Origin of the sequence: Nonomuraea sp. NPDC049129 (genome assembly GCF_040648495.1) — a bacterium.
GTDB lineage: Bacteria > Actinomycetota > Actinomycetes > Streptosporangiales > Streptosporangiaceae > Nonomuraea.
In genome coordinates, this window is the sequence record NZ_JBEZDU010000024.1 from 25,091 (window position 1) to 49,287 (window position 24,197).

Annotated in this window: 22 protein-coding genes; 13 read left to right on the forward strand and 9 right to left on the reverse strand. The window is 69.4% G+C overall.

Annotated features, from left to right (window positions below; translation table 11 throughout):
- Positions 1–792 (forward strand): hypothetical protein, encoded by a 792-nt coding sequence (locus AB0B64_RS47190; RefSeq protein WP_358191292.1) that lies wholly within the window; start codon positions 1–3, stop codon positions 790–792.
- Positions 793–851: 59 nt separating this feature from the next.
- On the opposite strand, the gene AB0B64_RS47195 is transcribed toward AB0B64_RS47190, so the two are convergent.
- Complete coding sequence (locus AB0B64_RS47195; protein WP_358191299.1) at positions 852–1,625, reverse strand: TetR/AcrR family transcriptional regulator; 774 nt, start codon at positions 1,623–1,625, stop codon at positions 852–854.
- 78 nt (positions 1,626–1,703) lie between these two features.
- Here AB0B64_RS47195 and AB0B64_RS47200 point away from each other — a divergent pair, with 78 nt between their 5' ends.
- Positions 1,704–2,627 (forward strand): ATP-binding cassette domain-containing protein, encoded by a 924-nt coding sequence (locus AB0B64_RS47200; protein WP_358191309.1) that lies wholly within the window; start codon positions 1,704–1,706, stop codon positions 2,625–2,627.
- A gap of 81 nt (positions 2,628–2,708) precedes the next feature.
- Complete coding sequence (locus AB0B64_RS47205; protein WP_358191315.1) at positions 2,709–3,545, forward strand: ABC transporter permease; 837 nt, start codon at positions 2,709–2,711, stop codon at positions 3,543–3,545.
- Positions 3,546–3,622: 77 nt separating this feature from the next.
- On the opposite strand, the gene betA is transcribed toward AB0B64_RS47205, so the two are convergent.
- From betA to AB0B64_RS47230, 5 genes are read right to left on the reverse strand one after another with little or no spacing between them, the layout of a single operon-like run.
- Positions 3,623–5,251 carry a choline dehydrogenase gene (gene betA, locus AB0B64_RS47210; RefSeq protein WP_357942891.1) on the reverse strand — a complete coding sequence of 543 codons (1,629 nt, stop codon included), beginning with the start codon at positions 5,249–5,251 and terminating at the stop codon, positions 3,623–3,625.
- Entirely contained in the window at positions 5,248–6,201 is a 954-nt protein-coding gene (locus AB0B64_RS47215) for an ABC transporter substrate-binding protein (protein ID WP_357942893.1), read from the reverse strand. Before AB0B64_RS47215 ends, betA begins: the two co-directional genes overlap by 4 nt.
- Positions 6,202–6,257: 56 nt before the next feature.
- Positions 6,258–7,226, reverse strand: a complete 969-nt coding sequence (locus AB0B64_RS47220) for an ABC transporter substrate-binding protein (protein ID WP_358191330.1) — start codon at positions 7,224–7,226, stop codon at positions 6,258–6,260.
- Positions 7,223–9,136 (reverse strand): ABC transporter permease subunit, encoded by a 1,914-nt coding sequence (locus AB0B64_RS47225; RefSeq protein ID WP_358191338.1) that lies wholly within the window; start codon positions 9,134–9,136, stop codon positions 7,223–7,225. The genes AB0B64_RS47220 and AB0B64_RS47225 overlap by 4 nt, the downstream gene beginning before the upstream one ends.
- Entirely contained in the window at positions 9,133–10,194 is a 1,062-nt protein-coding gene (locus tag AB0B64_RS47230; protein WP_358191347.1) for a glycine betaine/L-proline ABC transporter ATP-binding protein, read from the reverse strand. Before AB0B64_RS47230 ends, AB0B64_RS47225 begins: the two co-directional genes overlap by 4 nt.
- A 347-nt stretch (positions 10,195–10,541) precedes the next feature.
- Here AB0B64_RS47230 and AB0B64_RS47235 point away from each other — a divergent pair, with 347 nt between their 5' ends.
- From AB0B64_RS47235 to AB0B64_RS47250, 4 genes are all read left to right on the forward strand, one after another.
- Positions 10,542–13,025, forward strand: a complete 2,484-nt coding sequence (locus AB0B64_RS47235; RefSeq protein ID WP_357942901.1) for a nitrate- and nitrite sensing domain-containing protein — start codon at positions 10,542–10,544, stop codon at positions 13,023–13,025.
- Between the two features lie 8 nt (positions 13,026–13,033).
- Complete coding sequence (locus tag AB0B64_RS47240; protein WP_357943114.1) at positions 13,034–13,447, forward strand: roadblock/LC7 domain-containing protein; 414 nt, start codon at positions 13,034–13,036, stop codon at positions 13,445–13,447.
- A gap of 67 nt (positions 13,448–13,514) precedes the next feature.
- Positions 13,515–13,829: a DUF742 domain-containing protein gene (locus tag AB0B64_RS47245; RefSeq protein ID WP_357647311.1), complete on the forward strand. Its 315-nt coding sequence runs from the start codon at positions 13,515–13,517 to the stop codon at positions 13,827–13,829.
- On the forward strand, positions 13,810–14,388 hold the full coding sequence (locus AB0B64_RS47250) for an ATP/GTP-binding protein (protein WP_357942903.1): 579 nt from the start codon (positions 13,810–13,812) through the stop codon (positions 14,386–14,388). Before AB0B64_RS47245 ends, AB0B64_RS47250 begins: the two co-directional genes overlap by 20 nt.
- Before the next feature lie 55 nt (positions 14,389–14,443).
- Here the strand turns inward: AB0B64_RS47250 and AB0B64_RS47255 are convergent, their stop codons facing one another.
- Together AB0B64_RS47255 and AB0B64_RS47260 are read right to left on the reverse strand one after the other, a co-directional pair.
- Positions 14,444–15,436, reverse strand: a complete 993-nt coding sequence (locus AB0B64_RS47255; protein ID WP_357942905.1) for an SIS domain-containing protein — start codon at positions 15,434–15,436, stop codon at positions 14,444–14,446.
- A 40-nt stretch (positions 15,437–15,476) separates the two neighbouring features.
- Entirely contained in the window at positions 15,477–16,550 is a 1,074-nt protein-coding gene (locus AB0B64_RS47260) for a hypothetical protein (protein ID WP_358191360.1), read from the reverse strand.
- 256 nt (positions 16,551–16,806) lie between these two features.
- Here AB0B64_RS47260 and AB0B64_RS47265 point away from each other — a divergent pair, with 256 nt between their 5' ends.
- From AB0B64_RS47265 to AB0B64_RS47280, 4 genes are read left to right on the forward strand one after another with little or no spacing between them, the layout of a single operon-like run.
- On the forward strand, positions 16,807–17,925 hold the full coding sequence (locus tag AB0B64_RS47265; protein WP_357942909.1) for a spermidine/putrescine ABC transporter substrate-binding protein: 1,119 nt from the start codon (positions 16,807–16,809) through the stop codon (positions 17,923–17,925).
- A 51-nt stretch (positions 17,926–17,976) separates the two neighbouring features.
- Complete coding sequence (locus tag AB0B64_RS47270) at positions 17,977–18,816, forward strand: ABC transporter permease (RefSeq protein ID WP_357942911.1); 840 nt, start codon at positions 17,977–17,979, stop codon at positions 18,814–18,816.
- Positions 18,809–19,669: an ABC transporter permease gene (locus AB0B64_RS47275; protein WP_357942913.1), complete on the forward strand. Its 861-nt coding sequence runs from the start codon at positions 18,809–18,811 to the stop codon at positions 19,667–19,669. Before AB0B64_RS47270 ends, AB0B64_RS47275 begins: the two co-directional genes overlap by 8 nt.
- A complete protein-coding gene (locus AB0B64_RS47280; protein ID WP_358191398.1) occupies positions 19,656–20,717 on the forward strand; it encodes an ABC transporter ATP-binding protein in 1,062 nt (353 codons plus the stop codon). The genes AB0B64_RS47275 and AB0B64_RS47280 overlap by 14 nt, the downstream gene beginning before the upstream one ends.
- Before the next feature lie 20 nt (positions 20,718–20,737).
- Here the strand turns inward: AB0B64_RS47280 and AB0B64_RS47285 are convergent, their stop codons facing one another.
- Positions 20,738–21,343 carry a TetR/AcrR family transcriptional regulator gene (locus AB0B64_RS47285; RefSeq protein WP_225290491.1) on the reverse strand — a complete coding sequence of 202 codons (606 nt, stop codon included), beginning with the start codon at positions 21,341–21,343 and terminating at the stop codon, positions 20,738–20,740.
- A 119-nt stretch (positions 21,344–21,462) separates the two neighbouring features.
- On the opposite strand from AB0B64_RS47285, the gene AB0B64_RS47290 reads away from it, so the two are divergent.
- Both AB0B64_RS47290 and AB0B64_RS47295 read left to right on the forward strand, forming a co-directional pair.
- Positions 21,463–22,746: a glycosyltransferase gene (locus AB0B64_RS47290; RefSeq protein WP_357942918.1), complete on the forward strand. Its 1,284-nt coding sequence runs from the start codon at positions 21,463–21,465 to the stop codon at positions 22,744–22,746.
- Positions 22,739–24,136 (forward strand): aminobutyraldehyde dehydrogenase, encoded by a 1,398-nt coding sequence (locus AB0B64_RS47295; protein WP_358191414.1) that lies wholly within the window; start codon positions 22,739–22,741, stop codon positions 24,134–24,136. The genes AB0B64_RS47290 and AB0B64_RS47295 overlap by 8 nt, the downstream gene beginning before the upstream one ends.
- The last annotated feature ends 61 nt before the right edge of the window (positions 24,137–24,197 follow it).

Sequence of the window (24,197 nt, forward strand, 5' to 3'; positions counted from 1 at the left end):
ATGTGGATCGCGCTCGCGGCCGCCGCCGTGGTGCTCGGCGTGACCGTCTGGTGGTCCCGCCGTGTCGCCGTATCGGGATCATCCGGCGTGCCTGAGGCTGGGCCCAGGGCGGGGTGGGAGACGCGGCTGGACGAAGAGGCCGCGACCGCGCTGCTGGAAGGTCTGAGGGCCTACGCCGACGCGGGGAACGCGGTGGACATCGGCGGGGAGTGCGGTGTCCTGACGGTGTTCGAGCCGCCGCGGCTCATCTCGCTCGACCTGCTCGCCGACCGGTTCGCCGCCCGGGGGCAGGAGGCCATGCACGACCCCCAGACCACGGTCGGCGCGCTGCTGGCCGGCTTCCTGGCCACCGAGGAGCCGGGGGTGCTGCACCTGCGTCCCGGCTGGACGGATGGCGACGGCTTTGCCGCCAGGGTGCGCGCGATCATCCGCTCTGAGGCCGCCGTACCTGGTGGGAGCGCTCTGGGCGTGCTGGGAGTCGCCGTACCGGGTGGGGACGGCCTTAGCCCGCAGGGGGTCGCCGTGCCGGATGACGACGGGCGGCCCGGCACCACGCTGCTGCTCGACCTGGCCCGAATCCGTGACCAGTACGACGAGTCGCGGGCCCGGCAGCCGGGGGCACCCGACGAGGTGGTGCTCCGGAGCGTGCTGACGAGCGCGATCGCCAACGGCGGACCCGGCCTGACCTGGACTGTACCGCCTACGGACCGGCAACTCGGCAACGCGCTCGCCACCGCGGGCCTGCCTGATCGCCGCCCCGCACCCACCGTCAAGCAGGCGGCCGACCACTAGCGGAACCGGCGGAACGGGGATCGCCAGGCCGATCCGACCCGCTGGGTGACCCTTCCGGGCTAGGCCGATCCGGCGCGCCGGCTGATCAGGGCGTCGATGCCGTCGAGGACGCGTTCGAGGCCGAACTCGAAGGCGTGTTCCGCGCTGTAGGCGCCGCCCAGGGCCTCCGCCGCGGCCTGTCCGACGCGGGAGGCCGTGGGCCAGCGCGCCGGGTCGGTGATTCGGCTGAGGAACGGCGCGTGCGCCGCCCACCATTGCTCGTCCGTCAGCCCGGTCTGGCTCTCCGCCTGCGCGGCCTCCACCGCCCCCCGGGCCGTGCCGTGCACGAACCCGGTCACCAAGGTGATCACCGAGTCCATCTCCACGTCCGTCAGCCCGATGCCGTCGACGGCGCGCAGCTCGTAGTCGTATTTGGCCGTGGTGTTCGGTCCCAGCACCGGCCGGTTGGTCGCCACCTGCAGGAGCCAGGGGTGGCGCTGGTAGAGCGCCCAGTTCTCCTTGGCGATGAGCGTCAGCCTGGCTCGCCAGTCGCCGCCGGGCGATTCCTCCGGCCTGGCAGTCTCGCCGTACACGGTGTCGAGCATGACGTCGAGTAGTTCCGGCTTGCCCGGCACGTACGTGTACAGCGACATCGTGCCGACGCCCAGCCGCTCGGCGACGCGGCGCATCGACAGCGCCTGGAGGCCCTCGGCGTCGGCCACCTCGATGGCGGCGCGGACGATCCGGTCGACGCTCAGGTCGGGCTTGCCCTTGCGGCTGGTCCGCTCGCTGGTGCGCCAGAGCAGGGCCAGGCTGCGTGCCGGGTCGCCCTTGCCGGAGTACTCGATGGTCACCTTCGTACGGTACACCGTACGGTTGCCGGGCTGGATCGTATGTTGTACGGTACGGCGTACGGAATTCAAGGAGGCGTTATGGCGGCGGTGCTCGCACAGGGCCTGCACAAGGCGTACGGCAAGAAGACGGCCCTTGACGGCTTCGACCTGGAGGTGGCCGAGGGCACGGTCTGCGGGCTGCTCGGCCCGAACGGCGCGGGCAAGACCACGGCCGTCAGGATCCTCACCACGCTCCTGCGCCCGGACGGCGGCCGCGCGGAGGTGGCCGGGTTCGACGTGGCGGCCCGTCCCCGGCTGGTACGGCGGAGCATCGGCCTCGTCGGCCAGCACGCGGCGGTGGACGAGGTGCTGACCGGCAGGCAGAACCTGGAGCTGTTCGGCCGCCTCTACCACCTGGACGCCGGTGCGGCCAGGAGGCGGGCCGCCGAGCTGCTGGACGCGTTCGGCCTGGAGCATCCGGGCCCGGTCAAGGAGTATTCAGGCGGTATGCGGCGCCGGCTCGACCTGGCGGCCGGCATGATCCTCTCCCCGCCCGTGCTCTTTCTCGACGAGCCCACCACGGGGCTCGATCCGCGCAGCCGCGGCGAGGTGTGGAAGGCGGTGCGCGCCCTCGTCGCCACCGGCACCACGGTGCTGCTCACCACCCAATACCTGGAGGAGGCCGACCAGCTCGCGGACCGCGTCTCGGTCATCGACACCGGAAGGGTCGTCGCCGAGGGCACGCCGGGCGAGCTCAAGTCCAAGCTCGGCGGCGACCGGCTCGACGTGGTCGTCAGGGACGCGGCGCGGCTGGCCGAGGCCGCCGGCATCGTCGGCCGGGTGGCCGCCGGGGCCGCCGAGATCGACGAGGACACCCGTCACGTGAGCGCCCCGGTAAGCGAGCGGGTTCAGGCGCTCACGGCGGTCCTGGCGGCGTTCTCGGCCGCGGGCATCGAGGCCGAGGACGTCGCGCTGCGCAGGCCGACACTCGACGAGGTCTTCCTGAGCCTCACCGCCGCCTGAAAGCCCTCCTGTTGCGAGACCCTCACAGACCGCAGCGCCGAGTGAACTCCTCGGACCTCAACCGACCTTAGGAGCTCCGACATGACCGCAGTAGCTTCCGACCTGACCGCGACCGCCGTGGACGGGCCGCTCACCCGGCTGCGCTGGGCGCTGGCCGACGGGTGGTCGGTCGCGCGGCGTGACCTGATCCACTGGATCGCCCAGCCCATGACGATCGTGTTCGGGGTCGCGTTCCCCGTGGTGATCACCCTCGCGTTCGGCTACCTGTTCGGCGGCGCGGTGGACGTGCCGGAGGGAGCCGACTACTTCGCCTTCCTCATGCCCGGCATGTACGGCATGACGATGCTGTTCGGACTCGGTGCCACCATGGTCGCGATCACCATGGACCTCTCCCGTGGCGTGACCGACCGGTTCCGGTCCATGCCGATGGCCCCCTCGGCCGTCCTCATCGGCCGGGCCGTCGCCGACCTGCTCAACTCGGTGCTGGTCCTGGCGGGCCTGCTGGCCTGCGGCTTCGCGGTGGGCTGGCGCCCGGCGAGCCTCGGCGGGGCGCTCGGGGCCGTGGGACTGCTCCTGCTGTTGCGCTTCGCCCTGCTGTGGGTGGGGATGTGCCTCGGTCTGGTGACCAAGGACCCGGGGGCGGTGACGGTCATCCAGACGCTGGAGTTTCCGATCGGGTTTCTCTCGAACGCCTTCGTCGCCCCGGCCACCATGCCGGGCTGGCTGGGCGCCGTCTCCGAGTGGAACCCGCTGTCGTCGACCGTCGCGGCGGCCAGGGAGCTGTTCGGCAATCCCGGCTGGGGCGGCGACTCGTGGGTCGCCCAGCACGCGGTGACGATGGCGATCGTCTGGCCGCTGGCGATCACCGCCGTCTTCTTCGTCCTGTCGGTCCGCCTCTACCAGCGCCTGGACCGGTAGCGCGGTAGCCACCATGGTTTCCCGGGTGTTTCGTCACGCGGGTGACGGTCCGTCGGGGCGGGGTCCCTTCGGGGGGATCACGGAGTGTGGCGGTAGAACTCGACGGGTTCGGGTGGCAGGGGGGTGTTGCCGAGCACGAGGTCGGCCGCCTTCTCGGCCAGCATCATCACCGGCGCGTAGATGTTGCCGTTCGTGACGTACGGCATGGCCGAGGCGTCCACCACCCGCAGCCCGTCCAGGCCGTGGACGCGCATGGTCGCGGGGTCCACGACGGCCAGCTCGCCGGTGCCCATCGTGCAGGTGCACGACGGGTGCAGCGCGGTCTCGCCGTCCCTGGCCACCCAGTCCAGGATCTCCTCGTCAGTCTGTACGGCGGGCCCCGGCGAGAGCTCACCGGCGTCCAGACCGGCCCAGGCGGGCTGGGACAGGATGGCGCGGGCATGCCTGATGGCCTCCACCCACTCGCGCCGGTCCTGGTCGGTGGACAGGTAGTTGAACCGCAGCGCGGGCTTCCGCCGGGGATCGGCCGACCTGATCCGCACCGAGCCGCGGGCGTCGGAGTACATCGGCCCGATGTGCACCTGGTAGCCGTGGCCGCCAGCCGGGGCCGAGCCGTCGTAGCGGATCGCGATCGGCAGGAAGTGGAACATCAGGTTCGGGTAGCGGACCTGGTCGTTGGAGCGGATGAAGCCGCCGGCCTCGAAATGGTTGGTGGCGCCGGGGCCGCCGCGCAGGAAGAGCCAGTTCGCGCCTATGAAGGGTCGGCGCCACATGGCCAGCGACGGCTGCTGCGACACCGGCTCGGCGCAGGCGTGCTGGACGTACACCTCCAGGTGGTCCTGCAGGTTCTCGCCCACGCCCGGCAGGTCGTGGACCACGTCGATGCCGAGTGGTTCGAGCAGCGCGCGCGGGCCGACGCCGGACAGCTGCAGCAGCTGCGGGGAGTTGATGGCGCCGCCGCACAGGATGACCTCGCCCGCCGGGATGCGGCGGCCGTCGCAGATCACCCCGACCGCCCGGGTGCCCTCGAAGACCACCTTCTCCACGAAGGCCCGCGTCCTGACCGTGAGGTTGCGGCGATGCCGTACGGGATGTAGGTACGCGCGGGCGGCGCTCAGCCGGCGGCCCCGGAAGACATTGCGGTCGAAGGCGGCGAAGCCCTCCTGCCGGAAGCCGTTCACGTCGTCGGTGAGCGGGTGCCCGGCCTGCTGGACGGCCTCGAAGAACGCATCGAAGAGCGGCCCCTTCGCGGGACCGCGCTCCAGCATCAGCGGCCCGTCGTCGCCGCGGAACTCCGAGCCGGGGTCGGCCAGGCAGTGCTCCATCCGCTTGAAGTACGGCAGGCAGTGCGCGTAGTCCCAGCTCTCCATGCCCGGATCGGCGGCCCAGCGCTCGTAGTCCAGCGGGTTACCGCGCTGGAAGATCATGCCGTTGATGCTGCTGGAGCCACCGAGCACCTTGCCGCGCGCGTGGTAGACGCGCCGGTCGTTCATGTACGGCTCGGGCTCCGACTCGTACTTCCAGTCGTAGAACCGGCTGCCGATGGGGAACATCAGCGCGGCCGGCATGTGGATGAACACGTCCCAGGAGTAGTCGGGCCGGCCCGCCTCCAGCACCAGCACCGACACAGAGGGATCGGCGCTGAGCCGGTTGGCCAGGGCGCACCCCGCCGACCCGCCGCCCACGATGACGTAGTCGAACCTCAACGGGGGATCCAGTCCTTCCACACGATCTTGTTCTCGTCGACCCACTTCTTGGCCGCCTCGTCGGCGGTCATCTTGCCGTTGATCATGTCACTGGCGACCGCGTTCTGGTTGTCGTTGCTCCAGGTGAAATTGCGGACCAGCTCGTACGCCGGGCCGCCGGTCTCGGCGAACTTCTTGCTCACGATCTTGTCGAGCAGGTACGGCGGATAGTCGCAGGCGACCTTGGTGGCGGCGGCGTCGCAGCCTATGGAGTAGGCGGGCAGGTTGATCTTGACGAGTTTGACCTTGGTGAACAGCCACTGGGGTTCGTAGAAATACATCAGCACCGGCGTACGATTCTTGGTCGCCACCTGTGCCGCCTTGATCAGAGCGTCCTCGCTGCCGGAGTAGACGACCCGGTAATCGAGGCCGAGGTTCTTCACGAGCGCCTCGTCATTGGTGACGAACGACTGATCGCCGTCGAGCACCTGACCGAAATTTCCGGATTTAGCGGTCCGAAATAGGCTCGAATACTTGTTCAGGCTCCGCCAGTTCGTGATGTCCGGATATTTCTTGACCATCCACTCGGGGACGTACCATCCGATCACGCCTTTGTTTCCGGTGAGACCAGCGGAGAGTGCGACCTTCTTGTCCTCGATGTACTCCTTCTTGAGATTGTTATGCCCCCAGTTCTCGACGATCACGTCGACCTGGCCGGTCTCGAAGCCCTTCCAGGAGTCCTCCTCCTTCATCTTGCGCTTCTGGACCTTGTACCCCAGCTCGTGTTCGAGCAGGTAGGTCAGTACGGCGGCCTGGGCCTCGTAGCCCACCCAGCCGTGCACGTCGATGTGCACCGTGCCCTTCGCCGCGGCGGCGGGCGACGGCGCCCCGCTGGAACAGGCCGTCAGCAGCAGGGCCGCCACCAGCGGCCCGGCGATCGTCTTGCCTTGCGTGAGAGAAATGAGAGGCATGAGAGGCTCCACGACCGCGGCCCGCCGGGGGCCGCGGTCAAGAGGGGTTAAGACGGTTACTTGGGGATCCACGCCTGCCACTTGGCGGTGTTGGCCTCGACCCACTTCTTGGCGGCCTGCTCGCCGGTCATGCCCGCGTTGGTCATGTCGTTGGCGACGGCGTTCTGGTCCTCGTTGGTCCAGTTGAAGTTCTTGACCAGGTCGTAGGCCTTGCCGCCGGTGTCGGCGAACTTCTTGCTCACGATCTTGTCGAGGTCCAGCTCCGCGTAGTCGCAGGCGACCTTCTTGGCGTCGGCGTCGCAGCCCTGGGTGTAGGCGGGCAGGTTGACGCGGACGAGATCGACCTTGTCGAAGAGCCAGTGCGGCGTCCAGAAGTAGAACAGCAGCGCCTTCTTCTGCTCCTGCGCCTGGGTCGCCGACTTGAGCAGGGCCGCCTCGCTGCCGCCCGTGACCACCTTGAAGTCCAGTTTGAGGTTCTTGACCAGGGCCTCGTCATTGGTGACGTAGCTGGGGTCGCCGTCGAGGAGCTGGCCCTTGCCGCCGGACTCCGACGTCTTGAACAGGCTGGCGTACTTGTTCAGGTTCTTCCAGTCGGTGATGTCCGGGTACTTGTCGGCCATCCACTTGGGCACGTACCAGCCGATGACGCCCTTGTTGCCGGTCGAACCGGCCGACAGGGCGACCTTCTTCTCCTCGATGAACTTCTTCGCCAGGTCCGGGTGACCCCAGTTCTCGATGATGACGTCCACGTCGCCGGTCTCGAAGCCCTCCCAGGCGAGCTGCTCCTTGATCTCCGGGAGCTGGACGTCGTAGTGGAGCTCGTTCTTCAGCAGGTACGCCACCACGTTGGCGCTGGCCTCGTAGCCCACCCACGGGTTGATCGCTATCTTGACGGTTCCGGCGCTCGAGGCGCTGCCCTGGGCCTTGGGCGCGGCGGAGCTGGACGGCTCTTCGACCTTGGCGCCGCCGCATCCCGCAGCCGCGAGCCCGAGCGCGAGAAGGCCTGCGAGCAGGCGAATCTTCATGTGGTTTTCCTTCTTTGGGGGGAAGGGCGCCTGTCGGCACCCTGCGTGATGCGGTCGAGCATGACCCCGAGCAGGACCGTCGCGATGCCGGCGACGAACCCCATCCCGAAGTCGGTCCGCTGGGAGAAGCCCACGACCACGTCGTAGCCGAGGGCGCCGGCCCCGACCAGGCCGCCCACGACGACCATGGCCAGCGTCATCACGATGCCCTGGTTGGCGGCCAGCAGGATCGCCCGGCGGGCCATCGGCAGCTGCACCTTCCACAGGAGCTGGCCCGAGGTGGACCCGGCGGCCGTGGCCGCCTCCACCACGGTCGCGGGCACCGCCCTGATGCCGTCCTCGACCAGGCGGACGACCGGGGGCACCGCGTAGATGACCGAGGCGAAGATCGCGGTGAACCTGGTCGTCTCGAACAGGGCGAGCGCGGGCAGCAGGTAGACGAAGGCCGGCATGGTCTGCGCGGCGTCGAGTATCGGGCGCTGCACGGCCGAGTATCGGGCCGACCGCGCGGCGGCCACGCCCAGCAGCAGGCCGATGACCAGGGTGACGAGCACCGCGACCGCGACGGTGGTGAGCGTCTGCATGGCGTGCTCCCAGATGCCGAGCAGCGCGATCGCCAGCAGGCAGCCGAGTGCCGTGAGTGCCGGTCGTACCCCGCTCACCCGCCAGGCCAGGAGCAGCGCGGCGGCGGCGATCAGCCACCACGGCGCCGAGGTGAGCAGGTCCTCCAGCGGGTTGAGCAGGAGATCGGTGGTGACGTCCTTGACGAACGTCGTGACGCCGTACCAGCTGGTCTCGGCCCAGTGCACCGCGTCGTTGACCTGGACGACGAAGTTGACCGTCCAGTCCTCGGGCCACTCGGCGGGCAGCAGCGGCGTCAGGGCCAGCCCGCCGGCGGCCAGCGCGGCGGCGACGATCAGCCGCACCCGGCCGATTCGGCTGTGCGGGTCTTTTCTGGCGAGTGCGACCAGCATGCGGTCCAGCACCACCGCCATGATGACGATCGCGATCCCGGCCGGGAGCATGATGCCGACCTGGGCGCGCGACAGGCCCCGGATGATGTCGCCGCCCAGGCCCGGCGCCGAGATGAGGTTCGCGATGACGACCATCGACAGCGCCATCATGATGGTCTGGTTGACCGCCAGCGCCATCGTCGACCTGGCCAGCGGCAGGTAGACCTTGAACAGCGTCTGGCGGCCCGTGGCACCCAGCGAGGACGACGCCTCGACGGCGGTGGGGGAGACCTGCTCGATGGCCAGCGCGGTGATGCGGATGGCCGGCGGAATCGAGTAGATCATCGTCGCGATGGCGCCGGCGGGCGCGCCGATGTGGAAGAACAGCACCAGCGGCGCCAGGTAGGCGAACGTCGGCATGATCTGCATGACGTCCAGGACCGGAGTGATCGCCCGGCGTACCCGTGGCGAGAGTCCCGCCCAGACGCCCAGCGGGATCCCGATCGCCAGCGACAGCAGCACCGAGGCCGCGACCAGGGCCAGCGTGTCGACGCTCGACTGCCAGAGCCCGAGCACGCCGAACGAGCCGACTCCGGCGACCGCCGGCAGCGCGATCCGCCAGCCGCCCGCGAGCCAGGCCAGCGCGCCCATCACGCCGATGAGTCCGGGCCAGCCGAGCGCGTACAGCCCAGTTTGGAAGGCCGTGTAGACCGAGCCGACGAAGATCCGGATGTAGTTCAGGAAGTACAGGAACAGCGGGTTGGAGTTGCGGTGGTCGTCGATCCACTCGCGCAGGTCGGTGACCGCGAGGAACTGCGGCGCCGACTTGTCGTGCGGGAGCGTTCCCGTGCCGCGGAAGAGGAGGTAGGCGACGGCGAACAGCACCGCGATCCCCGCCGGCAGCGCCCACCTGGGCACACGCAGCCTGGAGGGAGTCGTGACGGCCGTGGTGCTCATGCGTTCGCCTGTACGGCGGTCGCCGAGTCCTGCCCCGCGAGGAAGGTGAGCATGTCCACCCGGTCCACGACTCCGGCCAGCTCGTCACCGTCGACGACCCAGATGGGCCGGGAGGAGGATGACATGGCGCCGATCGCGTCCTTGATGACCGTGTGCGCGGGCAGGACCGGGCCGTCGAGGGGCTCGCCGGGCTCGGGCGGGCGGCAGATCCAGCGAAGCGTGAGCACGTGGCTCCTGGGGATGTCGCGCACGAAGTCGGCCACGTAGTCGTCGGCCGGCGCGCCCACCAGCTCCTCCGGCGTGCCGAGCTGCACGATCGACCCGGCCCGCATGATCGCGATGCGTTCGCCCAGCTTCAGCGCCTCGGACAGGTCGTGGGTGATGAACACCATCGTCTTGCCGACCTCGCGGTGCAGGCGGATCACCTCGGCCTGCATGTCTCGGCGGATCAGCGGGTCGAGCGCGCTGAACGGCTCGTCGAAGAGCATCACCCGGGGGTCGACGGCGAGCGCGCGGGCCAGGCCGACCCGCTGCTGCATGCCGCCGGAGAGCTGGTCGGGGTAGGCGTCGGCGTGCCCGTCGAGGCCGACGAGGGAGAGGATCTCCCCGGCCCGCGCGTGCCGGGCGGCCTTGGCCAGGCCCTGGACCTCCAGGCCGTAGGCGACGTTGTCGATCACCCGCCGGTGGGGGAGCAGGCCGAAGTGCTGGAACACCATGCTGACCCGGTGGCGGCGGATCTCGCGTAAGCGGGCGGGGGCGGCGCGGCCGATGTCCTCGCCGTCGATCCTCACCTCGCCCGCGCTCGGCTCGATGAGCCTGGTGAGGCAGCGGACCAGGGTGGATTTACCGCTTCCTGAAAGGCCCATGACGACGAACACCTCGCCGGGCCGTACCTCGAAACTGACGTCTCTGACTGCGGCGGTGCAACCTGTCTTCTCTCTCAGTACGGCGGGTTCGAGATACCTGTCATCGCACTCCAGGACCCTTTCCGCCTTTGGGCCGAAGATCTTCCACAGCCCGTCGACTTCGATGGCCGCACTGTCGGGAGAAACCGCCACACTCGCCTCCTCGCTTTGACGGGCCTCAACCTATGTCGTGGATAACGCAAATCTCAACGCTGTGACCTTTAGGAGACATCTGCGCTTCTCCGGTGTTACAGCCCTGGAACGGTACAAACGCCCACAAGCGGACACTTGTTCAGTTATTGGAATATTTCTCGGCCAATGGTCGGCATAAATGGGGCTCCAGGTTCTCGCCTCATGTGCCACACAACTCAACTTTTGTGGCCTTATGTTCGCTTGGCCGAGCTGGTAGGTATGTGTTCCAATTACCGGCACTTGCTGATTTTCCCCAGGGGCCTCAGGCGCCCTTCATATACGCCGATTCGGGCGAGAGGTTGCGTTCGGTGAGTACTCAGTTGGGTGAACGGCAGGCGGACGAGGCAAACTGGCGTCTGCGCAACTGGCGTGTCCGGGCGCGGCTGGTCGCCCTCATCGTCATCCCGACCGCCGCCGCCGTCCTGCTCGGCGGCTTCCAGGTGTTCGCCTCGATAGGCGCCGCCGGTGACTACACCCGTACCAACCGGCTGGCGCAGCTGTCCCAGCAGGTCGGCGCGCTCACCCACCTGGTCGCCGGCGAGCGCGCCAGGACCTCGTGGTTCATCGCCAGGGGCCGGCCCGTGACGGGGCTGGCCGCCGTGCGCAACCAGATGGACCAGGTGGACGAGTCCACCAAGGAGGTACGGGCCAGCGCCGAGCAGTTGGTGGGCGACGTCACCGGCCGTACCGCCGACCAGATCGAGAACATGCTGAGCCGCCTGAACGACCTGGCCGGCCTGCGCGAGCAGGCGCTCGAAGCCGAGCTGCTGCCCGGTGCCTGCGTCGAGCTCTACACCACGGTGATCAATGAGCTGCTGTCGGTGCACAACGAGCTGATCAAGGGCAGCCAGGACGACGAGCTGTTCCGGCAGACCCGCATGCTCGACGCGCTGGCCCAGGCCAAGGAGAGCGTCTCGCTCCAGCAGGCGCTGGTCACCACCGGCCTGGTGGAGGGAAGTCTCGACCAGGAACAGCTCAAGCGCTTCCTCGGCGAGCTGTCGCGCGAGCGCAACGAGCGCAAGAGCTTCGGCGACGAGGCCACCGCCGAGGAGCGCCGCTTCTTCGACGAGACCGTCAACGGCAGGCCCGCCGACCGGATGCTGTTCCTGCGCGAGCTGGTGCTGATCCGGGCCACGGCCGGGCTGCCGCTGCGCGGGCTCGACCAGGCCAGCCGCGGCGACGACGCCAAGGAGTGGTACGACGCGGGCAACGTCGTCGTCGACTCCTTCCGCAAGGTCGAGCAGCGCCAGGCGGCCGGCATCCTGACCCGCAGCGAGGCGCTGGGCGCGGACGAGCGGCAGCGCGCCCTCGTCATCGCGGGCGCCGTGCTCGCGCTGCTCATCGCCGTCCTGCTGATCACCACCGGGGTGGCCAGATCGCTGGTCCGCCCGCTGCGCCGGCTGCGCGGCGAGGCGCTGGAGATCGCCGGCCGGCGGCTGCCGGAGTTCGTCCAGCACCTGCGCGAGTCGCGCGACGGCGCGCTCAACGCCGAGGTGCCGCCGATCGGCATCTTCTCCAAGGACGAGGTGGGCGAGGTCGCGCGGGCCTTCGACGAGGTGCACCGCGAGGCCGTACGACTGGCCGGCGACGAGGCACGGCTGCGCTCGAACGTCAACGCGATGTTCGTCAACCTGTCGCGGCGCAGCCAGACCCTGGTCGAGCGGCAGCTCACGCTGATCGAGCGGCTGGAGCGGGGCGAGCGCGACGACACCCGGCTCGGCGACCTGTTCCTGCTCGACCACCTGGCCACCCGCATGCGCCGCAACAGCGAGAACCTGCTGGTCCTGGCCGGCCAGGAGGCGGCGCGCAAGTGGAGCGAGGCCGTCGAGCTGATGGACGTCGTACGCGCGTCGCTCGGCGAGGTCGAGAGCTACGACCGGGTCAGCGTCCAGGTGCAGTCGGCGGCCGCCATCGCCGGCCAGGCGGTCAGTGACGTCGTGCATCTGCTCGCCGAGCTGGTCGAGAACGCGGTCTCGTTCTCCCCGCGCGACACCAAGGTCATCATCTCCAGCAGCCACATCGACGGCGGCGGGCTGATGGTCTCGGTCACCGACCACGGCATCGGCATGGGGCCGGAGGAGCTGGCCCAGGCCAACTGGCGGCTGGCCAACCCGCCGGTGGTCGACGTCTCGGTCTCCCGGCGGATGGGCCTGTTCGTGGTCGGCCGGCTCGCGCTGCGGCACAGCATCAGGGTGCAGCTGCGCCCCCAGGACACCGGCGGCCTGACCGCCATGGTGCTGATCCCCGAGATGCTGCTCACCGCGCTCCCCGGGCCCGTGGCGCCCCCGGAGCCGCCGCCGTTCGTCCAGGTGCCGATGCAGGCCACACCGGCGATGCCCGGCCTCGGCCACCCGTCGTACGACCCCGCGTTCGATCAGCCGCTCGATTCGGCGTCGTGGTTCAGCTCACAGCACACGCATTCGGTGGAGGTGCCGATGCCCGACCTGGCCGCCCCACCGGCGCGGGCTGACAACGAGTTCTACGACACCTTCGAGTCGAGCTGGTTCACCAAGGCGACACCGACGCCGGACCAGCGCGACCCCGCCTGGACCTCGCCGGCCGACACCGGATGGCAGGCGGCGGGAGCGATCGGCGAACCCGCCCAGAGCGGGACGACAACATCCGGACTGCCCAAGCGGACGCCGAAGGCCAACCTCGTGCCCGGCTCCGCCGCGCCCCCGCCGACGCCCGCGCAGGCGCCGCCGGTCTCGCCCGACCGGTTGCGCAGCAGGCTCGCCGGCTATCAGCAGGGCGTGCGCAAGGGCCGTGCAGAGTTAGAGGAGGACTCATGATGAAGAACCTGAGCCAGGCGGCCAGGGACCTGAACTGGCTGGTCAGCGGCTTCGTGGAGCAGGTGCCCGGCGTCGCGCACACGGTGGTGGTCTCCGCCGACGGGCTGCCGGTGGCCATCTCGCGGGGATTCCCCCAGGACCGCGCCGACCAGCTCGCGGCCATCGCGGCGGGGCTGATCAGCCTCACGCAGGGCGCCGCGCGCGTCTTCGAAGGCGGCGGAGTCACCCAGACCCTCATCGAGATGGACCGCGGGCTGCTCCTGGCCATGTCCATCAGTGACGGTTCGTGCCTGGCGGTGCTGGCCGCACCCGACTGTGACATGGGCCTGGTGGCCTACCAGATGACGATTCTGGTCGAGCGCGCGGGGCAAGTGCTCACGCCCGCCGTCCGCGCGGAACTCTCGGCCGCGCGTACCTGGTGATGGGAGCGGACTGTTGGCAGCGTGGGACGACCGCGGACCGGAGCCCGAGCGCAGCTCGTTGGTCCGGATGTACGCCGTCACGGGCGGCCGGACCGCCCCACGCGGTGGCCTGGCCATGGAGGCGCTCATCTCCTCGTCGACCTCGATGCGGCTCGGTATGGCCTACACCCGGGAGTACCGGGCGATCAGCGAGCTGTGCCGACAGGTCCGCTCGGTGGCCGAGGTGTCGGCTATGCTGCGGATCCCGCTCGGAGTGGCGCGGGTGCTGATCGCCGACATGGAGTCGGAAGGGCTGGTACGCGTCTACCAGCCGCAGCTCGAGGCGGGCATCCCTGACAAGGGCCTGCTCGAAAGGGTACTAAGTGGACTTCGCAGGCTCTAGCGGGCTCACCTCGACGAAGATCGTCGTCGCGGGTGGGTTCGGTGTGGGCAAGACCACCTTCGTCGGCGCGGTGTCGGAGATCATGCCGCTGACGACGGAGGCGGTGATGACGGACGCCTCGGCGGGCATCGACGACCTCGCGCACACACCGGGCAAGACGACCACCACCGTGGCCATGGACTTCGGGCGTGTGTCGCTCGACCGTGATCTGATCCTCTACCTGTTCGGTACGCCAGGACAGCACCGGTTCTGGTTCATGTGGGACGACCTCGTGCGGGGGGCGATCGGGGCCGTGGTCCTGGTGGACTCCCGGCGGCTGGCCGACAGCTTCCCCGCGATCGACTACTTCGAGAACGCCGGGTTGCCCTTCATCGTCGGGCTCAACGGGTGGGACGGGCGGTTCCCGCACGTGGAGAGCGAGGTCAGGGAGGCACTCACGCTCTCCCCGCACATCCCGATCGTGCGCACCGACGCGCGGGCCCGCGAGCCGGTCAAGAACACGCTCATCGCGCTGGTCGAGCACGCGCTGAACGCCAGCGCCGCGTCCGGCGCCCGCTGACGGCTTGTCTTAGGACGCTCTTTCAGGACGCCGCCCACCTCCCAGGACGCCGCCTTTAGGACACGGCCGACCACCAGTGGGCGGCCACCAGCTCCGCCACCAGCGTCTCCGTGAGCAGTGCCACGTCCGCGTCGCCGTCGTGCGCGTAGCGGATGGCGGCCGTGGCGTCCTTGAGATCCCCGCCGAGCAGATCGCCGCCGATGAGGTCGCCGCCGACCGTGACGACCGTCGAGCCGCGCTGCCGCACCCAGTCCATGGCCTGGTCCTCGTAGCCGGAGCCGCGGAAGAGCAGGGCGCGGTAGTCGAGGGTCTTGGTGAGGTAGACGTCCACATGGGCCCAGTCGCCCGTCTCGCAGGCGTCGGCCGGCCGGCGCGGACCCTCGCGGAACATCAGCGCCGACTGCTCCGCCGACGACAGGCGCTCCACGGGCGCGATGGTGTAGACGCCGTCCGGGCCGTCCAGCAGCTCCAGCGTCAGGGGCAGCCACTCCTCCCTGCGGTCGAGGAGGTCGGCCGACGCCTCGGCGCTGCGTCGTACGAGGTCGGCCAGGTCGCGCCCGTCGCCGGTGAGGTGCGCCTCCAGCGCGAGCAGGAGGGCGAGCGTGTGCTGGAACGTACGGCAGGACACCCCGCCCCGCTCCTCACCCGCGTGCATGGGCACGACCAGGTCGGCCGCCTCGGCGAGGGCCGAGCCGGGATGGTTGGTGAGCGCCGCCACGAACGACGGGCCGCCCGCGTAGCGGGCCACCGCGTCGAGCGTCTCGCGGCTGGTACCCGTCGCCGAGATGGGCACCACGAGCGTCTCCGGGCTCGCGGGGTATGACGCGGCGGCCGAGGCGTAGTCGGCGTAGGCGTCGATGCCCGCCGCGCGCAGGCGGAGCGCGGCCACTCCGGCGGCGTAGCGGGAGCTGCCCATGCCGAGGAACAGCACCCGCCGGACACCGGCAGGCAGCCCCTCGTAGAGGCCGCCCGCCGCCAGCTCGTCCGCGAGGGTGGCCAGGGCCGCGGGCTTGGCCTCCAGGTCGGCCAGGTAGAGCTCGGAATTCACGGGGTCTCCTCAGAAGTGTCTGCCTGGCACGGCTCGGGGTTCACGGGGTCTTCTCGGGATAGCGGGCGTGCAGCACGCCCATCGGGGCGTAGCGCCAGCGGGGCAGGTGGCGGGCGGCGTAGACCAGCTCCCGGCACTCCTGCTCGATCTCGAACGGGCGCAGCAGCGACTCGTCCAGGAGGTCCGGCCGCCCGCGCTCGGCCAGGCGGCTCCGGTAGGCGGCCAGCAGGAGCTCGCGAGCCTCGCCGGCCCAGTCGAGCGCCTGACTCGGCGGGGTGCCGCGGCGCTTGATCGCCACCTGGGCGACGTGCTCCAGGCTCGTGGCGAGCTGGGCGAGGTCCCTGGCCGCCGGTTGGTACGGCGCGGCCTCCATGACGGTGGGGTTGCCGTCGAAGTCGATCACGGCGTAACCGTCGCGCCACCGCAGGATCTGGCCGACGTGCAGATCGCCGTGGATGCGGATCAGCGGCGTGCTGATCGGCCTGGTCAGCGGGGCCAGCTCGGCTCTGAGGGCGTCGGCTCGTCCGGCCAGCCACGCGCCGTCCTCGCCGTCCGTCAGGGCGAGAGCCTCGGCCAGCGCCTGCTCGGCCCTTTCAGCCAGAGGGGAACCCGCCAGACGGGAAACAGCCAGACCGGAAATGGGTGTAACGGTTGGGGGAGTGGCGACGATGGAAGGGGGTGGGAAAGTGGAGAGCGCCAGGTGGAGGTCGGCGGCCAGGCGGCCGAGGGCTTCCGCGAAGGCGGTGCGGCCGGCAGCGGCCTCGTCGGCGCACCACTCCCAACCGTCCCTGGCCTCCGGCAGGTAGCCCGTGACCAGCGCGAGCAGCGTCTCTCCCGCCCCGTCCACCCGGGTCAGAGCGGCGTACGGCGGAGCCGTGTCCCGGAACCCGGCCCCGGCCAGGTGGGCGAGCAGATCGGGAGCGGGATGCGGCAGCGCCGCCGGCGGCGTCAGCCACTTGACGACCACCCGATCGGCCACGACCACGGAATAGTTCGTCTGGTCGACATGCGCGCCGAAATCCCGTTCGACCGGCACCCCAGTGTCGAGATCCCCAGCCTCGTACGAGAGGCTGGGCAGCGCGGAGAAGCGGCGGACCGCGAACGGCGGCGGCACGTCATCCCCTCCCCCCAGCGCCGTCACGAGCGCGGCCGAGACGCCGCGGTCCCGTGATGTGAGGGGCTTCTCACCGAGAGAGAGCAACCGCCTCCAAATTGAATCCATGTTCAACAGGAATACCAAACATCCAGGTAACAGTGTCCGCAAAAGTCTTGCTCATGTTGATTTCTGCTGCAACACTCCTCGTCTGGTCTGCCGTGCCCGGTTGGTCGCGCGACCCCTCATCCACCGGAACCCTGAAGGAGTAGCGGCCGTGTTCCGTACCCGGTTCACCCGTCGTCTTCCGGCCGCCGTAGCGGTGGCCGGCCTCGCGCTCGCCGCCGCGGCGTGCGGCGGTGAGTCGACCAACGCAGGCGCGGCGCCGGCGGCGACTGCCGACCAGCTCAACCCGAACGCCGACCTGTCGAAGCAGTCGGTCAACGTGACGGTCTGGGACGGGTACACGCCCAAGGAGCTGCCGCAGAAGGTCAAGGACAAGCTCAAGTTCCCGCTGAAGATCGCGATCCACGACACCAACGAGACCGCGATGACCAAGCTGACCGCGGGTGGCGACAGCGGCATCGACGTGGCGTTCGTGTCCGGACAGTACGCCCAGGCGCTCAACGAGCAGGGCCTGCTGGAGCCGATCCACCCCGAGCTGATCCCGAACCTGTCGAACCTCTACCCCGAGGCGACCCAGCTGTCCTACGACAAGGGCAACAAGTACTCGGTGCCCTACACCTGGGGCACGACCGGCATCTGCTACCGCAGCGACCTGGTGAAGACGCCGCCGACGAGCTGGAAGGACCTCCTGCAGCCCCCGTCGTGGGCCGACAAGAAGGTCACCATGATGACCACCGAGCGCTGGCTGGCCCTGCCCGCCCTCAAGGCGCTCGGCTACTCGGTCAACACCGACAAGGACGCCGAGATCGCCAAGGCCAAGGAGCTCCTTGTCGCGGCCAAGCCGCACCTGCTCGGCTACGACGACACGACCTTCGGCGACAAGCTCAAGTCCGGCGAGGCGGTCATGGTCGAGGCGTGGGACGGCTGGTGCCCGACCACGGACGAGAAGCAGAACATCAAGTTCGTGGTGCCGAAGGAGGGCAGCGACCTCTGGGTGGACACCATGGTGATCATGAAGTCCTCCAAGAACAAGGAGGCGGCGCACGCCCTGATCAACTACATCCTCGACCCCGAGATCCACAGCTGGGCCGCCGTGAACATCAACTACAAGGTGCCCAACAAGGCCGCCATGGACAAGGTGGAGATCGCCAAGGGCTCCCTGCTGGACATCAAGCCGGCCGAGCTGCTCAACGGTGAGTCACTCATCGACCTGGGCCAGGCGGGCGTCAAGTACACGCGCCTGGCGACCGAGATCAAGGCGCAGTCGTAGTCGCGGGATGAAGTCAGAACACGAATGAAGTCAGAAGCTCAAGCCCGGCCGGTGTCTCCTTCCAGAGGACGCCGGCTGGGTGCGTTCGTTTTCCTGTCACCCGGCCTGACGTACCTGGTGGTGCTCCTGCTGGTGCCGCTGGTGCTCGTGCTGAGCTACACGCTCTTCCAGCGCGGCCGGTTCGGCGGTGTCGTCTACGAGGTCACCGGCGAGAACTTCAGCCGCCTGATCGACCCGCTCTACCTCAGCGTGGTGGGCGCCTCCCTGAAGATCGCGGGGCTCACGACGCTGCTCGCGCTGCTGCTCGGCTACCCCACGGCGTACTTGATCGCGCAGCTGCCGCGCAAGTGGAAGACGGTCGCGCTGGTCGCCGTCGTGCTGCCGTTCTGGACGAACTTCATCATCCGCGTCTACGCCTGGATCATCCTGCTCAACGGTCCCGGCCTGCTGAACTCGGGATTGAAGGCGCTCGGCCTGGGGCCGTACGAACTGCTCTACAACCAGGGCGCCATCGTCCTCGGGCTGCTCTACTCCTACCTGCCGCTGATGGTGCTGCCGCTCTACGCGGCGATCGAGCGGCTCGACCCGCAGTTGCGCGAGGCGTCGGCGAACCTGGGCGCGTCGGCGTTCAGCACCTTCCGCAAGGTGACGCTGCCGCTGACGGTGCCGGGCGTGCTGACCGGGTGCCTGTTCGTGTTCGTGCCCAGCTTCGGCAACTTCGTCATCCCCGAGATGCTCGGCGGCGGCAAGTCGGTCATGGTGGGCAACCTGATCCGCACCGAGTTCCTGCAGGCGCGCGACTGGCCCTTCGGCTCCGCGCTGACGCTGGCCCTCGTGGCGGTCCTGGTGGTGCTGCTGATCGCGCAGTCGTGGGTGGCCCGTCGTGCGTAGGTCGAAGTGGCTGCATGTCCCGTTCTGGGCGACGTACGTCTTCCTGTACGCGCCGATCATCGTGCTCGTCGTGATGTCGTTCAACTCCGGCAGGTCGGCCTACACCTACGAGGGCTTCAGCCTCAAGTGGTACGGCGAACTGGCCCAGGACGAGCGCATCAGGGACGGCGTGGTCAACACGCTCATCGTGGCCGCGGGCTCGACCGTCGTCGCGACCGTGCTCGGCACGCTGCTGGCCGTCGGCCTGGCCAGGTACACCCGGTCGAAGACGCTCGACGCGCTCGCCCTGATGCCGGCCGTCCTACCCGACCTGGTGCTGGCCATCGGGCTGCTGGTCTTCTACGGGATGATCCAGCTCACCCTGGGGCTCTACTCGGTGATCCTCGCGCACGGCGTCTTCTCGATGGCGTTCGTCGCCGCGGTGGTGCGTACCAGGCTGTCGAACGCCGACACCTCGCTGGAGGAGGCCTCGCGCGACCTCGGGGCGGGCCCGGTCGTCACGTTCATGAAGGTGACGCTGCCGCAGCTCACACCCGGCATCATCGCGGGCGCGCTGCTGGCCTTCACACTGTCGCTGGACGAGTTCGTCATCGCCTTCTTCACGATCGGCAACAACGAGCAGACGCTGCCGATCGTCATCTATTCGATGATCCGTTTCGGGGTGACCCCGAAGATCAACGCGCTGGCCGCGATCCTGCTCCTGGTGAGCTTCACCGCGGTGATCGTGGGCCAGCGGATGACCAAGATCGGGGAGAGGGAGCCGAACCGGACACCTGGAGGACCACGTGCGGACCTCAGGGTGCAAGGTGAGGCGGACTCGACCATGAGGAGTGTGTCACGTGCTGAAGATTGACGGGATCACCCGGCGGTTCGGTGACGTCACCGCGCTCGACGGGGTCTCCCTGGACATCCGCCAGGGTGAGTTCTTCGCCCTGCTGGGCCCCTCCGGCTGCGGCAAGACCACGCTGCTGCGCATCCTGGCCGGGTTCGAGACGCCCGACAGCGGCACGGTGACGCTGGACGGCGAGGACCTGCTCGGCAAGCAGCCGAACCGGCGGCCGATCAGCCTGATGTTCCAGTCGTACGCGCTGTTCCCGCACATGACCGTGGCCAAGAACGTGGCCTACGGCCTGGAGCGCGAGAAGCTGCCGCGCCAGGAGATCAAGCAGCGCGTCGGCGAGGTGCTGGAGACCGTCGGCCTGTCGGACCTCGGCGGTCGCAAGCCCGCCCAGCTGTCCGGCGGTCAGCGCCAGCGCGTCGCGCTCGCCCGCTCCATCGTCAAGCGCCCGCGCCTGCTCCTGCTCGACGAGCCGCTGTCCGCGCTGGACAAGAAGGTCCGCGCCGACATGCAGCTGGAGCTCAAGCGGCTGCAGCACGAGGTCGGCATCACCTTCGTGGTCGTCACCCACGACCAGGAGGAGGCCATGTCGCTCGCCGACCGCATCGCGGTCTTCGAGCGCGGCGGCGTGCGCCAGGTGGACCAGCCCGTCGAGCTCTATGAGCGGCCCCGCACCCCCTTCGTCGCCGACTTCGTCGGCGCCAACAACCTGTTCGAGGGTACGGCCGGCGGCGCCGAGGCCCTGCGGACCGACGACTTCGGCCTGCTGCCCGGCACCCCGCTGGAGGAGCTGGAGACCGGCGCCAAGGCACTCCTGGGCGTCCGCCCCGAGAAGATCGAGCTGCGCGAGGAGACGGCCGCGCACGGCCTCAAGGGGACCGTGCTCGACGTCAGCTTCTACGGCGGCGTCTCCCACGTCTCGGTCGACCTGCCCGGCCGCGTCAAGCCGGTCCTGGTGGCCGTGCAGGGCGCCAGCGCCGTGGAGCAGGGCGCCAAGGTCAAGCTGCACTGGCGGCACGACGAGGCCGTCATCATCCCGGCGGACCAGGGAACGGCTCAATGAGCGGCGGGCCGGCGAACGGCTCAGTGAGCGAGGCCGTGGCCCGTCGCCGTGCGCGCGTAGGAGAGGATCAGCTCGGCCGCCTCCTGCGGGCCTATCACCGGGTGCCGGGCGGTGATCCGGTAGCCGTAGGCGTCCTCCAGGGCCACCAGGTTCCGCGAGATCGTCAGCGAGTCGGAGCTCAGCGTGAAGACGCCCAGCGCGGCCCCCGTGTCCAGGATCGACTGGTACATCGACACCTGCCGGTCATAGAGGGACGTGAGCAGCACCCCGTAGACCCGGCTGCGCCCCGCCGCCCCGCCCAGCTCGTTGAGCAGCCGGACATCGGGGTCGAGCGGACCGGTCGGCAGCCCCGACCTGATCGTCATGACCAGCTTCTCCGCCGGGTCGGTGAGCGCCGCGAGCTGCCGCATCCGCTGCTCGTAGAATCGCTCCATCCCGGCGTGCTGCGCCTCGACCAGCAGCTCGCTGAGGTCGGGATAGTGATAGAGCACGGCGCCCGAGGTAAGCCCCGCCTCCTCGGCCACATGCGAGAGCTGGACGCGGTCGATGCCGTGACGGATGATGGCCCGCCGGGCCGCCTCGATCAGGTCGATGCGCCGGTCGCTGCGGCTCTTTCGCTGGGTCACACTCACCGCCTTGTTCGTCTGCCGTTCAGGAAGCCGTGACCATAGTGCCTTGAAGTTGACCGGCCCGCTAGATGAGTATTTGAATTCCCCTTCAAATTGATGCCACCTCGGAGCGCGTGATGTCCCTCACCATCCTGTTCATGCCGGAAAGCGCCTACGGGCCCACGAACAACAGCATCGGCATCGGCGACATTCTCCGTCGCCGCGGTCACCGCGTCGTCTTCGCCGCCGAGGCCTCGTGGAAGGGCAAGCTCGAAGCGCTCGGCTTCGAGGAGGACCTCGTCGACCTGGCGCCGCCCGCCGAGGGGGACGAGGAGCAGGATGCGGGACAGTTCTGGAAGGACTTCATCCGCGAGACCGCCCCGGAATACCGCAAGAGCACGCTGGAGCAGCTCGAAACGGTGACCAAGCCCATCTGGGACTCGCTCATCGACGGCGCCAAGTACTGCGAGCCGCAGCTCAAGGCGATCATCGAGCGGGTCCAGCCGGACGTCATCGTCGAGGACAACGTCATCACCTTCCCCGCGCTGCTCACGGCCGGCAAGAAGTTCGTCCGCATCGTGTCCTGCAACCCGCTGGAGGTGCGCGGGGACGACGTCGCGCCGGTGTTCTCGGGTCTGCCCGCCGACCACCGCGCGGAGTGGGACGCCTTCCGCGCCGAGTACGACCGTACGCACCGGGAGATCTGGAACGCCTTCAACGAGTGGTGCGTCGAGCAGGGCACCGAGCCGCTGCCCGACCTCGACTTCATCCACGAGGGCGACCTGAACCTCTACGTGTTCCCGGAGATCCTCGACTACACCGACGCCCGCCCGCTCGGCCCCACCTGGCACCGCCTCGACTCCTCGGTGCGTGAGACCGACGAGGACTTCCAGCTGCCCTTCCAGCGCACCGGCGGCGCGCTGGTCTACTTCTCGCTCGGCTCGCTCGGCTCCTCCGACGTGGAGCTGATGCAGCGGGTGATCGACGTGCTGGCCACCACCCCGCACCAGTTCATCGTCTCCAAGGGCCCGCTGCACGAGGAGATCAAGCTGGCCGACAACATGTGGGGCGCCGAGTTCCTGCCGCAGACGAAGATCATCCCGCTCTGCGACCTGGTCATCACGCACGGCGGCAACAACACCACCACCGAGGCGCTGCACTTCGGCAAGCCGATGATCCTGCTGCCGCTGTTCTGGGACCAGTACGACAACGCCCAGCGCGTGGACGAGCTCGGCTACGGCGTGCGGCTGTCGACCTACGCCTTCACCGACGAGGAGCTGACGGGCGCCCTCGACCGCCTGCTCGGCGACGAGCAGCTGCGCGCCCGGCTGGCCGCCGAGGGTGAGCGGATCCGCGGCCTGGACGGGCTGCGCAAGGCCGCGGACCTCATCGAGGAGCTGGGGCAGCGGTCCGATGCGTGAGCTGATCAACCCCGCGACGGGGCTCGTCTTCGACAAGATCCCCGACACCCCCGTCGAGGACGTGACGCGGGCCGTGGGGACGGCGCGCGCCGCCTTCGAGGAGTGGTCGCAGGCCACCCCCGCCGAGCGGGCCCGGGTGCTGCTGCGGCTGGCCGACCTGGTCGAGGCCGACGCCGAGGAGCTGACCCGGCTGGAGGTCGAGGAGACGGGCAAGCCCGCGGCGGTCTTCAGGGACGGCGAGCTGCCGTTCGCGGCCGACAACCTGCGCTTCTTCGCCGGGGCCGCGCGCTCGCTCGAAGGGTCGGGCGCTGGGGTGTTCAGCCGCGGCTACACCTCGGTCATGCTGCGCCGCCCGGTCGGCGTGGTGGGCTCGATCGCGCCGTGGAACTTCCCCTTCGTGATGGCCGTGTGGAAGCTCGGCCCGGCCGTCGCCGCGGGCAACGCGGTGGTCATCAAGCCCGCCCCGCAGACGCCCCGCACCACGCTGCGCCTGGCCGAGCTGTTCGCCCAGGCGGGCGCGCCGGCCGGTCTGGTGCGGGTGGTCACCGGCGACGCCGAGGTGGGGGAGGCGCTGGTCACCGATCCGGGCGTGGACATGGTCAGCGTCACCGGCTCGACGGAGACCGGCCGAGCCGTCATGAGCGGCGCCGCCAAGACGCTCAAGCGGGTGCACCTGGAGCTCGGTGGCAAGGCGCCCGCGCTGGTCTTCGAGGACGCCGACCTCGAGGAGACGGCCCGCGGGGTGGCCATGGGCGCCACCTACAACACCGGCCAGGACTGCACCGCCGCCACCCGCGTCTACGTGGCCCGGCCGGTCTACGACGAGGCGGTGGAGGCCATCAGGCAGACGCTCGCCGGGATCACCGTGGGCGACCCGTGGGACCCCGCCACCGACGTCGGCCCGCTGATCTCGGCGGCCCACCGCGACCGGGTGCACGGCTTCGTCTCCGGCTCCGGCGGGCGCGTCGTGCACGGTGGCGCGCCGGTCGACGGACCCGGCTTCTACTACCTTCCGACACTTGTTAACGAAGTGTCACAGAACAGCGATATCGTCCAGGGAGAGCTATTCGGTCCCGTCCTCGTGGTCCTGCCGTTCGACACCGAGGACGAGGCGGTCACGCTGGCCAACGACACGCGTTACGGTCTGGCCTCGTCCGTGTGGTCACGAGACGTTGCCAGGGCGATGCGGGTCTCGCACCGCCTCGATGTGGGTGTGACCTGGATCAACGACCACCTGCCGATAGCCAGCGAGGCCCCGCACGGCGGGGTCAAGGGCAGTGGTTTCGGCAAGGACATGAGCCAGGAGGCGGTGCAGGAGTATTCGGTGACCCGTCACCTGATGGTCAAGCACGCGGCGCCGGTGGAGCGAGACTCCTTTCGGCCCGCCTGAAAACGCGCGCGGCGAAATGCGACCTTGTGGGCACGTTTGGTCGTATTTGATGGGATATGTA

Bases quoted from the DNA above. Each gene is read 5' to 3' on its own strand.
- AB0B64_RS47205 (WP_358191315.1), top strand. From the start codon at position 2,709: ATGACCGCAGTAGCTTCCGACCTGACCGCGACCGCCGTGGACGGGCCG.
- AB0B64_RS47225 (WP_358191338.1), bottom strand. From the start codon at position 9,136: ATGAGCACCACGGCCGTCACGACTCCCTCCAGGCTGCGTGTGCCCAGG.
- AB0B64_RS47190 (WP_358191292.1), top strand. From the start codon at position 1: ATGTGGATCGCGCTCGCGGCCGCCGCCGTGGTGCTCGGCGTGACCGTC.
- AB0B64_RS47220 (WP_358191330.1), bottom strand. From the start codon at position 7,226: ATGAAGATTCGCCTGCTCGCAGGCCTTCTCGCGCTCGGGCTCGCGGCT.
- AB0B64_RS47215 (WP_357942893.1), bottom strand. From the start codon at position 6,201: ATGCCTCTCATTTCTCTCACGCAAGGCAAGACGATCGCCGGGCCGCTG.
- AB0B64_RS47290 (WP_357942918.1), top strand. From the start codon at position 21,463: ATGTCCCTCACCATCCTGTTCATGCCGGAAAGCGCCTACGGGCCCACG.
- AB0B64_RS47200 (WP_358191309.1), top strand. From the start codon at position 1,704: ATGGCGGCGGTGCTCGCACAGGGCCTGCACAAGGCGTACGGCAAGAAG.
- AB0B64_RS47295 (WP_358191414.1), top strand. From the start codon at position 22,739: ATGCGTGAGCTGATCAACCCCGCGACGGGGCTCGTCTTCGACAAGATC.
- AB0B64_RS47245 (WP_357647311.1), top strand. From the start codon at position 13,515: ATGTACGCCGTCACGGGCGGCCGGACCGCCCCACGCGGTGGCCTGGCC.